At 48.3% G+C, this 10,770-nt stretch carries 9 protein-coding genes and 1 tRNA gene; 7 read left to right on the plus strand and 3 right to left on the minus strand.

Translation table 11 applies throughout. The features are described 5' to 3' along the window. Positions 1–37: 37 nt before the first annotated feature. The 3 genes from JX312_RS03930 to JX312_RS03940 all read right to left on the minus strand — a co-directional run bounded on the left by JX312_RS03930 (position 38) and on the right by JX312_RS03940 (position 3,055). On the minus strand, positions 38–1,081 hold the full coding sequence (locus JX312_RS03930) for a DUF4954 family protein (protein ID WP_204457142.1): 1,044 nt from the start codon (positions 1,079–1,081) through the stop codon (positions 38–40). Then, positions 1,056–2,285, minus strand: coding sequence for a GTPase HflX (gene hflX, locus JX312_RS03935; protein WP_370541471.1), 1,230 nt, complete (start codon positions 2,283–2,285; stop codon positions 1,056–1,058). Before hflX ends, JX312_RS03930 begins: the two co-directional genes overlap by 26 nt. A 170-nt stretch (positions 2,286–2,455) precedes the next feature. Then, the gene (locus JX312_RS03940; protein WP_123406103.1) at positions 2,456–3,055 is read right to left on the minus strand and encodes an OmpH family outer membrane protein; all 600 of its coding nucleotides are present in this window, start codon (positions 3,053–3,055) and stop codon (positions 2,456–2,458) included. A 368-nt stretch (positions 3,056–3,423) separates the two neighbouring features. Here JX312_RS03940 and JX312_RS03945 point away from each other — a divergent pair, with 368 nt between their 5' ends. The 7 genes from JX312_RS03945 (at position 3,424) to JX312_RS03975 (ending at position 10,702) form a co-directional block, all read left to right on the plus strand. Beyond that, on the plus strand, positions 3,424–4,881 hold the full coding sequence (locus JX312_RS03945; RefSeq protein WP_123406101.1) for an aminoacyl-histidine dipeptidase: 1,458 nt from the start codon (positions 3,424–3,426) through the stop codon (positions 4,879–4,881). Then, positions 4,878–5,600, plus strand: a complete 723-nt coding sequence (locus tag JX312_RS03950; protein WP_204457143.1) for an N-acetylmuramidase family protein — start codon at positions 4,878–4,880, stop codon at positions 5,598–5,600. The genes JX312_RS03945 and JX312_RS03950 overlap by 4 nt, the downstream gene beginning before the upstream one ends. 2 nt (positions 5,601–5,602) lie before the next feature. Continuing rightward, positions 5,603–7,057, plus strand: coding sequence for an aminoacyl-histidine dipeptidase (locus JX312_RS03955; protein ID WP_204457144.1), 1,455 nt, complete (start codon positions 5,603–5,605; stop codon positions 7,055–7,057). A gap of 159 nt (positions 7,058–7,216) precedes the next feature. Beyond that, entirely contained in the window at positions 7,217–7,867 is a 651-nt protein-coding gene (locus tag JX312_RS03960) for an NYN domain-containing protein (protein WP_123406183.1), read from the plus strand. 40 nt (positions 7,868–7,907) lie between these two features. Next, on the plus strand, positions 7,908–8,417 hold the full coding sequence (locus tag JX312_RS03965) for a hypothetical protein (protein ID WP_204457145.1): 510 nt from the start codon (positions 7,908–7,910) through the stop codon (positions 8,415–8,417). A 237-nt stretch (positions 8,418–8,654) separates the two neighbouring features. Next, on the plus strand, positions 8,655–10,499 hold the full coding sequence (glmS, locus tag JX312_RS03970) for a glutamine--fructose-6-phosphate transaminase (isomerizing) (protein WP_204457146.1): 1,845 nt from the start codon (positions 8,655–8,657) through the stop codon (positions 10,497–10,499). A gap of 129 nt (positions 10,500–10,628) precedes the next feature. Beyond that, a tRNA-Thr gene (locus JX312_RS03975) sits at positions 10,629–10,702 on the plus strand. Positions 10,703–10,770: the final 68 nt, after the last annotated feature.

The raw sequence follows: 10,770 nt of genomic DNA on the forward strand, positions 1-10,770 counted from the left end.
GCATAAGACTCACCCCGATTCTTCTCAATTCCCGTTCTCATACCTCTTCGGTGACGACCGTGGCGCCCGGTACCACCACTGTGGCGCCACGGTCGTCACCGAAGAGGTATGAGAACGGGAATTGAGAAGAATCGGGGTGAGTCTTATGCTGTCCCATCAACAGAGAGAAAGCGCCTATTTTTGCACCCAGCATGAGGTATGATCCGGAGGAGGTCTTCACGCCACGTTCGAGCAACCCCCAGTGCACGGGACCGAGCTTATACATATGGTTGCTCTGATTGGTGCCGCTGCCGGCGTTCATGAAGCTTGTCTGGCATCCTATGAGCAGAGAGGACTTATGCATGCTGACGGTGTAGGGACCGGCAAACAAAGCGCAAGCCTCGCCGTTTTCGAGCGAGCAGTTGGAGAAAACAAGAGAGTCATGGGCAGTGAACCCTTTCTCAATCACAGCTCCCTGCCCGATGTAACAGTGGCGTATGATCGCCGCCGAATCCACAACCCCGTCTTCAATTATGAATCCGTCGGCATCGACCCCCGCGCCGATACGCGCCAATGCCCTGCCATGGGCGGCATTGTTGATTACGGCTCCGTTGCGGAGTGAGGATGCTCCCTCGATGCGTACTTCCCGTCCGACTGCCACATTGAACAGTAAACCGCAATTCCGGATTACCGCTCCGTCTCCTATTGCTCTGTCAAGAGGGTAGTTGTTAATGTGTTCGTCGAATGATTCCTTTACCGGACCTTCCGCCCATGCCGGGTCGCGGGCGACAAGCATCGCAAGCTGAGCCGTAAGTCCCGGAAATATGCGTACGCTCCGTGAACCGGTCTCGTCAAGCACGCAGACTTCCGTGCCAATACCGCATAGCGCTTCGGTCTCCATCTCCAGAAGACCTACATTCTCGATTGTGACATCTGCGCCTATCCGGATATCTCCCGCAAATCTCACATTACGTATTTTCGTGAGGTCAGTGCCGTCGCAGACATGCACACGACCCCAGTCGGAGCAAACGCATCCGTTCTGCTCCAGTTCCCGTATTTCCCACCATTGCAGCGGTCTATATTGTCGTGTCGAGGTCATCATATTTCTGGAAGAGAAAGTCGTTGTACGGGAATCTTTCTGTATGAATCTCCTTCGCCTTCTCATAGAGCATCTCCTTGAGGGCATCGATGTTGGTCTTCTCTTTTGCGGAGATAAAGACACAGTTGTTGTTCATTTTTGACATCCAGGTCTGCTTGAATTCATCAAGCGAGATATTCTCTCTCTTTTTCGGAGTGAGGTCATCAGGGTCTTTGGGGGTATAAGAGAATGCATCAATCTTGTTGAACACCAGAATCATAGGTTTTTCGGCGGCACCGCACACATCCGCCAGTGTCTTGTTTACCACATCGATCTGTTCCTCGAACTGGGGATGGCTGACATCCACCACGTGCACAAGGACATCCGCCTCTCTCACTTCATCAAGTGTTGACTTGAACGAATCGACAAGGTGAGTAGGAAGTTTGCGTATGAACCCTACGGTGTCGGAAAGGAGGAAGGGGAGGTTGTCGATTATGACTTTACGCACTGTGGTGTCAAGAGTGGCGAAGAGCTTGTTTTCTGCGAATACATCGCTCTTGCTGAGAAGGTTCATCAGCGTGGATTTTCCCACGTTGGTGTAACCCACAAGTGCCACACGCGTAAGTTTTCCACGGTTTTTGCGCTGGATGCTTTTCTGGCTGTCGATGCGTTTCAGCTCATCCTTGAGTCTTGAGATCTTGTCGAGGATGATTCGGCGGTCTGTCTCTATCTGAGTCTCGCCGGGACCACGCATGCCGATACCTCCCCGCTGTCGCTCAAGGTGTGTCCACATCCTTGTAAGACGTGGCAGCAGATACTGATATTGTGCCAGTTCCACCTGCGTGCGTGCAGTGGCGGTCTGTGCTCTTTTTGCGAATATGTCGAGAATCAGGCTCGTGCGGTCGAGAATCTTTACTTTCAGCTCGCGTTCGATATTGGCGACTTGCTTCGGAGAGAGGTCATCGTCGAAAATCACAAGACCTATCTCGTTGTCTTCCACATATTGCCGGATTTCCTCAAGCTTTCCTGTGCCTACGTATGTTCGCGGGTTGGGATAGTCCATTTTCTGGACGAACCGCTTTTCCGGCTCGGCACCTGCCGTGCGTGCGAGAAATGCCAGTTCATCGAGGTATTCGTTGGCTTTGATTTCGTTTTGCGCTTTAGTGGCAAGCCCGACAAGCACAGTGCGCTCGTTGGCTTCTTTATTTATAATGTTGTCTTCTATCATATTATTTCAAAGCAATTTCAATTGCAAAGATAGCAATCAATTTCTTATACAACAAACATCGGCACGAAATCGCTTAAGATTTCGTGCCGATGTTCGTTTGTTTGACTGTCGGAGGAGGCGTGATGCCGACCCCGGTCAGTACAGAAGATGTGTTTTCAACAGCTTCCTGTTTATTTTTTAGCAACTTTGTTATATCTTGCGTTAAGACCTTCCACAACTTCATCGGTTATGTCAAGTTCGGGGTTGATATAGAGAGTGGATGCTTTCTGGAATATCGCATCGTATCCTCTGGTCTTGTTGTAATCCTTGATGAATTTTGTAATTGAATCTATTACCGCCTGCTGAGCCTGCATCGCTGCGTTCTGGTAGTTGTTCTGAAGAGAGGATATGTTGCGTTGCGCCTCAGTCTGCATGTTGTTGATTGTCTGCTCGTCCTGACGATAAGAGGCTTCGGAGAGATAGCCGTTGTTCTGCATTTTGTTCTGCATGGTGGCGGCAAAATTCTGGATTTTGTTTTCGTGGCGTTTCGCCGCGCTTTCCATATTTGTCTGCATGCGTAGCATCTCTTCGTTATAGTCTTTGGCAAGGTTGTATTTGCTAAGAACCGAGTCAAGATCCACATAGCGGTAATTGGGAAGATTTACTTCTGTCTTTGCAGCCTTAGCCTTGCCGGCGGGGGCATCTTTCTTTGCATCTTCTGAATTGCATGCTGTAGCTATTAGCGCGATGACAGCGAGTGATGCCACAATGAATGAGTTGATCTTTTTCATTTTTATTATGATGTTGTTTTTTTATATGTAATATGGAAATATCATACCCTTTGCTTTTTATTCATTCTGGAATTGCCCTGGTGTCCGTGGCAACCTACAGATTTTTCCCCCGCGAAGCGAAAGGAGAGCAAAAGTAACGATATTCCGAGAAATAAAGTAATCAGTAGTGTTAATTTCACTTTTTTTAATTCATTTAAGGTTATTGAGATGCAAAATTAACTAAAAAATTGAAAAAAGCGTCTATTTCTCCGATTATTTTGTTAACTTTGGAGTGTTGCCGCATATGTACGTGTGCCGATTCATGAGGGCGCAAACGTGCGTGGCAACACAGATAAACAGGTATAACCAAATAATAAAAAACATATTTTATGGAAGTAAAAGACCTTAAACCGGAATTGATCTGGAAATGTTTCGATGAGATTACAAAAATTCCGCGTCCCTCCTGCCATGAGGAGCAGATACGTGACTTTCTTCTGAAATTCGCGGCAGACCACAATATAGAAGTGCGCACTGACAAGGTGGGCAACGTGGTCATGAGCAAACCCGCCACACCCGGACATGAGAGCGCGCCGACCGTGATTCTGCAGTCACACATGGATATGGTGGCGGAAAAAAACAACGACACAGAGCATGATTTTCTCAAAGATCCGATTCAGACCTATATCGACGGAGAATGGGTTAAAGCCCGTGGCACCACGCTCGGCGCGGACAACGGCATAGGCATGGCGGCGGCAATGGCTGTCATGATCGATGACTCTCTGGTGCATGGTCCCGTGGAGGCTCTCTTTACCGTAAACGAAGAGATCGGTCTTGAGGGTGCGCAGAATCTTGGCAAAGACATGATAACAGGCACAATGCTTCTGAATCTTGACTCAGAAGATGACGGAGAGATTTTCGTGGGCTGTGCCGGCGGCATAGACACTACCGCCACATTTACATATCGCCGCAGTTACACTCCGGAGAATTTCAAATATATGCGTGTTTCGGTAACCGGTCTTCTCGGAGGTCACAGCGGCAGCGATATCAACCTCGGTCGTGCCAACGCCAATAAAGTCATAGCCCGCTTCATCTGGGAGTGCTCGCAGAGCTGGGATATAACGGTGTGCTCGTTCGAGGGCGGCAATCTCCGCAATGCAATTCCGCGTGAGGCAAACGCAGTGTTCGGCATACACAGCGACCACAAGGAGGCGATGATGCATCACCTCAACAAATATGCCGCTGAAATCCGCAATGAATATTCCGGTGTGGAGCCCTCGATGGATTTGCGCATCGAAGAGTATGACCGTCCGGAATTCTGCATGGATTCGGAGACTTCGATAGCGTTGATCCGCGCCATATATTCCGCGCCACACGGCGTGTATTCGATGAGCCGCGATATAGAGGGACTTGTGGAGACATCCACGAATCTCGCAAGTGTGAAGCTTGTGGGCGATGACAAGGTTGTTGTCACAACTTCGCAGAGATCATCGGTCGAGAGCCGCAAGAATGACATGGCGGGTCAGGTCGAGGCTCATTTCCAGCTTGCCGGCGCCGAGGTCACTCACAGTGACGGCTATCCGGGATGGGCTCCCAATATGAATTCGGAAATAATGAAGATCACTGCCGAAGCCTATGACGAACTCTTCGGCAAGAAGCCGGCGATCAAGGCTATTCACGCCGGTCTTGAGTGTGGACTCTTCCTTGCCAAATATCCGAATCTCGACATGGTAAGTTTCGGTCCGACAATGACAGGCGTTCATTCACCCGATGAGAAACTGTATATACCGACAGTAGAGAAATTCTGGCAGCATCTCTGCAGGGTGCTTGAAAAAGTGTCGGCATTATGAAATCGCTGATCCTCGGGTCGGTTCTGGTGGCATCGGTTGCCTCCGGACCAGCCTGCGGGGTCTCCGGACAGCAGACTGAAACCGGAAGTGAGAAAGAACCCCGCCAGGTAAGAGTGGATTCGGTGCCGGAGGTGGATGAGTCTACACGTTATTCGAAACTGTCGGACGAGGATTTCCGTATCGTGGCTGAAGAACTCGGAGTGGAGGTTGCGGCAATAAAGGCTGTGGTTTCCATAGAAGCCGGTGCCAATATGAAAGGTTTCTGGGCACCGGGTGTGCCGGTGATCAATTTCGACAGAACGATGTATAACCGCTTCCGTTCCAAGGCAAAGGACAAATCAGGCGCCAAAGGAGAAAAAGTGCCTGCAGGACTCACCGGTTATGCCCTCAGAGAATGGACACTTCTGATCAATGCCCGTAAGGTAAACGCGCAGGGTGCCAATATGGGCACGTTCTGGGGAATGTTTCAGATAGGAGGTTTCAATTACAAGCTTTGTGGCTGCGAGTCTGTGGATGAGATGGTTCGTCTTATGTCTTATTCGGAGCTTCAGCAACTTGAACTTTTCGCAACTTTCATTACAAACACCGGAATGCTTGCCGACCTTAAAAACAAGAATTGGTCCGGTTTTGCCCGAAAATATAATGGGGCAAGTTATGCAAGAAGGGGATATCACACGAAAATGGCGAAAGCTTATGCCAAATTAAAAAAACAGGAATAATTATGAAAATCACTGATCTTGAACCCGGATTGATCTGGGAATGTTTCGATGAAATAACAAAAGTGCCACGTCCGACGCATCATCTCGACAAGATGCGTGAGTTTTTGATAGATTGGGCTAAACGTCATGGCATAGAGGCACATTGCGACAGTGTCGGCAATGTGATGATGAAGAAGGCGGCTACGCCGGGTCACGAGAATGCGCCAGTGGTCATACTTCAAGGTCATCAGGATATGGTTGCCGAAAAGCGTCCCGGTGTGGAACATGACTTTCTTACGGATCCCATCAAAACGGTTGTTGACGGAGAATGGGTAAGGGCTGAAGGCACGACACTCGGTGCCGACAATGGCATGGGATGCGCGGCAGCTATGGCTGTGTTGCTCGACAAGGATCTTGTGCACGGACCGATTGAATGCCTCTTCACAGTAGATGAAGAGCAAGGTCTCATCGGTGCGAACGGACTTGAAAAGGGGTTCGTGACAGGAGATATACTTCTGAACCTTGATTCCGAGGAGATGGGACAACTCGTAATAGGGTGTGCCGGAGGAAAAGTGACTCTTGCCTCGCTTCCTTATACCATGGAAAAAGCGGCGGAAGGTCAGATTTTCCATCGTGTGTCGTTCAGTAATCTCAAGGGCGGACACTCCGGTATGGAAATCGCTCTCGGACGCGCCAACGCCAATCAGCAGCTGTGTCGTTTCCTTTGGGAAGCCGACAGAAAGTTCGGTATCACTCTTGCGGAGATAGACGGCGGTAATCTTGCCAATGCCATTCCCCGTGACGCTCACGCCGTGATAGGCATCCCTGCGGAATATGAAGCGGAATTCCATGAGTTCGCCGCAGATTTCGACAAATGTGTACATGCTGAATTTATGGCTGCCGAAGGAAAAGATTTTACATTTGAGGTCAAAGAGGAAGAGGCGCGTGCCGAGGTCATTGACTGCAAGACCGCGCATAATCTTATTTCAGCTGTTTTCGCTTGTCCTAACGGCGTGCAGGGTATGTCGCTTGCGATTCCAGGACTTGTAGAGACATCGTGCAATCTTGCCTCTGTCAAGATGACGGATGGCGGACGCATCGATATTACCGTTCACCAGCGCTCATCTGTCGATTCGCGACGCGATGAGATTGCAGACAGGGTGAAAGCTCTCTTCAGTATGATCGGAGCGGAAGTCTCTTTTGATGACGCCTATGTGGGCTGGGCTCCGAATCCGGAATCCAAAGTGCTAAAAGTTGCTGAAGAAAGTTATGAAGAGCTTTTTCACCACAAACCGAAAGTGGAGGCTCTTCATGCCGGTCTTGAATGCGGTCTATTCCTTGAGAAGATGCCCGCACTCGACATGGTAAGCTTCGGACCTACTTTGAAAGATATCCATTCGCCTAACGAAAAGGCAAATATCNCATCTGTAGGTGATTTCTGGAAGTTGCTGACAGATATACTGCGCAGACTTGCATAGTTGAATTATACCAATAATAATACGGTTTTCAAGATAATGTCGAGACCGGGAATCCAGCGCGTGTCTTACGCCGGGTTTCCGGTCTTTGGCATAAATATCTTTCCTAAACCAATTGGATGGAGGCGTTGTTATATTAAAAGAAAAGTTAAAGAATTAAAAATGCTTAATTATCTTTCGATAGGGGTGTTTATAGACGGCGGGTATTATGCCAAAATCAACCGGGCACTGAAAGCGCAGGAGCGTTCTATAATCAGGGTCAGGGCACTCTTTGATTTTATCAGTTCCACGATAGCTTATGCAGAGGATATTCATGTGTCGGACTGTCAGATAACCGAAGCACATTATTTCCGCGGTCGTTTCCGCGTCAAAGAAGCCTACGACAAACATCTTCTTTATAACGAACGCAAATTCGAGGATACTCTGATTGAGAATGATGTCATATTTCATTACAAACATCTCAGGGAGATTGACAGAGACGGTCAGACTGAGGTTGTGGAAAAGGGTGTTGATGTGTGGTTCGCACTGGAGGCTTATGAACTCGCCACATTCCGTAAGTTTGATTATGTAGTGCTCATAACGGGTGATGCCGATCATGAGATGCTCGTAAGAAAACTGAAAGCCCTGAAGATAAAGACCGTGCTGTTGACATGGAATCTTACGGATGTGGATGCCACCTCTCCATTGTTGCGCGATGAGGCGGGACAGCACTGGGAACTCTCTGCGATTACGGAAGAGAATCCGCAGCTTAAGAGAATGTTGCTTTACAAGCTGAGAGAGCCTGCCGTATCACCGCTCGGAGATGAGTTTTAAACAGCTTCTTGATGTAAACGATAACTGAAAACTTTATATTATGAAAACACTTAAGACTATTTTTATGGCATTGTTGTGTGTGGCGTTTGTCTCATGCTCCAATTCGGCTCCCACTCCGGCAGAAGTCGCTGCAAAACTTGATTCCCACGCACCGCTTACAGATTCGGATTATACGGTTATGATTGATTATTGCGGTGAATACGCGCGCAGTGCCCAGCAGTATTTCGATATCATAAACAGTCAGCCCACGGATTCGACAGCTGAATACAACCGTGCCGCTCAGGATCTTGCCAATCTCAAGGCGGCATCGCCTTATCTCGACATGTTCAGAACCGCCATTTATGCCGTCTCGGAAAGTCAGATAGGGGAGAAGAACGCCAAAAAAGCCGAGGAGTATCAGAAGTATGAGGCGTTTCCTCTTCCTGCAGGCGCAGGTCCGGATCTTACGTTGCCCGATGAGGTGGGTCTGATTGAGGATATGCCAGACACTGATACCGCTGGTGTGATTGCAACCGGTGATGGAATCGCCATAGATGAAGATGTGAAATAAGCGTCTAAATATAAAATAAAATGCACCTGTGCAACGTTTAAAGGGAGGTCGCTGTCAAAATAGGCGGCCTCTTTTGGTTTTTCGGTATAAAATTGGTAATTTTACATCTCCAATACAAACGATGGCCGGATAAGCTTTTCAAAAGTCACCTGGCAGAGATGCTGATATCTGAAACAGAAAGTTGTTTCGAGAGAGGAAATTGATATTGACTTGCGGCCGATAATAACATGATGCACTATGTGTGGAATAGTAGGATATCTCGGAAACGGGAATGCATATGATGTCTTGATAAAAGGTCTTCATCGTCTTGAATACAGAGGATATGACAGCGCGGGAATCGCGTTGGTGGCTCCTGGCGGAAAACTGAATGTATTCAAAGCCAAAGGTAAGGTGGAGAATCTTGAGACAATATGCAATGACAAGGATACAGACGCCTCTGTGGGAATAGCACATACCCGATGGGCAACGCATGGCGAGCCGTCGGATTGCAATGCACACCCGCATTACAGTGAGGATGGAAATCTCGCGCTCGTACACAACGGCACGATAGAAAATTACAAACTCCTCAAGGATGCTCTTGAGGAACATGGCTGCAAGTTTCATTCGGAAACCGATACCGAGGTTCTTGTGCAGCTTATAGAATACATAAAGATCAACAACAAGTGTTCTCTTCTTGAAGCGGTGCGGGAGGCTCTTCATCAGGTTGTGGGCGCATATGCGATAGCCGTGGTGGAGAAAAACGACCCCGATACGATAATTGCCGCGCGTCAGAGCAGTCCGCTTGTAATCGGTATCGGTGATGACGAGACATTTCTTGCATCCGATGCGTCTCCTTTTGTTGAATATACCAAGGACGCGGTTTATCTCAATGACGGAGAGATAGCGGTGATCAGACGCAACGAGCCGCTTAAAGTGCTGAATCTGGAGAACCGCGAGAGCAAGATAGACGTGAAGACACTTGAAATGTCAATTTCACAGCTTGAAAAAGGTGGATACCCGTCGTTTATGCTTAAAGAGATTTTCGAACAGCCCACAACCTTGCGCGAATGTATCCGTGGTAGAGTGGTTGAAAACGGACAGCGGGTCATTATCAGCGGTGTGCGCGACCACAAGGAGAAATTCCTTAATGCCAAAAGAATTGTGATTGTGGCGTGTGGCACATCATGGCATGCCGCCCTGATAGGAAAATATCTTATTCAGGAAATGTGTCATATCGCCGTGGAGGTTGAATATGCGAGTGAATTCAGATATTCGAATCCGGTTCTGGGGAAAGATGACATAGTGATAGCGCTCTCGCAGAGCGGTGAGACTGCCGACACTATTGCCGCCGTGAAAATCGCGCGCAGCATGGGTGCCTTCGTATTCGGCATAAGCAATGCCGTGGGGAGCTCAATACCGCGTGAGACCGACAGTGGTGCCTATATACATGTGGGTCCCGAAATAGGAGTTGCCTCGACCAAGGCGTTTACCGGTCAGGTAATGGTGCTCACAATGATAGCCATGGCAATTGCTGATCTCAGGGGAACGCTGACTGCAGATGAGATTGCCGGACTCGGGAAGGTGATACTGAAGATGCCGGAACTTGTGGAGCATGTGCTCAAGCTGAATGACAAGATAGAGCGATTGTCGCTTATATATACATACGCGCGCAACTTCCTCTACCTTGGCAGAGGATACAACTATCCGGTCGCGCTTGAGGGTGCCTTGAAACTCAAAGAGATTTCATATATCCATGCGGAGGGTTACCCGGCTGCTGAGATGAAGCATGGTCCTATAGCTCTTATCGATGCCGAGATGCCTTCGGTCATTGTGGCGCCCCGCGATCATCTTTATGAAAAGATTGTAAGCAACGTTCAGCAGGTGAAAGCAAGGGGCGGCAGCATAATTGCAATTGTCACCGAGGGTGACAGTGTGATACGCAATATTGCAGACCATGTGCTTGAAGTGCCTGAAGTGCCTGAATGTCTGTCGCCTATAATTACATCCATACCGCTGCAACTGTTGTCATATTACATTGCTATAAACAAAGGGAAGGATGTGGATATGCCGCGAAATCTTGCAAAATCGGTAACGGTGGAATAGGAAATTCAAGCGTTAAGAAAAATTTTTCGAAAATTTTTCATGGAAAATTTGGTGAGACTGAAAAATTGTTATAACTTTGCACTCGATTTCGTTTGGCACTTGAATGACAAGACTGATGAAACACCAAATGCCTCTTTAGCTCAGTTGGCCAGAGCACGTGATTTGTAATCTCGGGGTCGTTGGTTCGAATCCGACAAGAGGCTCAAAAAAAAATAAGGGCGAATACCAGAGTGGCCAAATGGGGCAGACTGTAAATCTGCTGGTTTATACC

It is taken from the genome of Barnesiella sp. CU968 (assembly GCF_905219685.1).
Taxonomy (GTDB): Bacteria; Bacteroidota; Bacteroidia; order Bacteroidales; family Muribaculaceae; genus Lepagella; species Lepagella muris_A.

What these genes read in the sequence shown, in the direction of transcription:
- hflX (WP_370541471.1), bottom strand. Translation starts at nt 2,285, where the DNA reads ATGATAGAAGACAACATTATAAATAAAGAAGCCAACGAGCGCACTGTG.
- JX312_RS03930 (WP_204457142.1), bottom strand. Translation starts at nt 1,081, where the DNA reads ATGATGACCTCGACACGACAATATAGACCGCTGCAATGGTGGGAAATA.
- JX312_RS03965 (WP_204457145.1), top strand. Translation starts at nt 7,908, where the DNA reads ATGAAAACACTTAAGACTATTTTTATGGCATTGTTGTGTGTGGCGTTT.
- JX312_RS03945 (WP_123406101.1), top strand. Translation starts at nt 3,424, where the DNA reads ATGGAAGTAAAAGACCTTAAACCGGAATTGATCTGGAAATGTTTCGAT.
- JX312_RS03940 (WP_123406103.1), bottom strand. Translation starts at nt 3,055, where the DNA reads ATGAAAAAGATCAACTCATTCATTGTGGCATCACTCGCTGTCATCGCG.
- JX312_RS03950 (WP_204457143.1), top strand. Translation starts at nt 4,878, where the DNA reads ATGAAATCGCTGATCCTCGGGTCGGTTCTGGTGGCATCGGTTGCCTCC.
- glmS (WP_204457146.1), top strand. Translation starts at nt 8,655, where the DNA reads ATGTGTGGAATAGTAGGATATCTCGGAAACGGGAATGCATATGATGTC.
- JX312_RS03960 (WP_123406183.1), top strand. Translation starts at nt 7,217, where the DNA reads ATGCTTAATTATCTTTCGATAGGGGTGTTTATAGACGGCGGGTATTAT.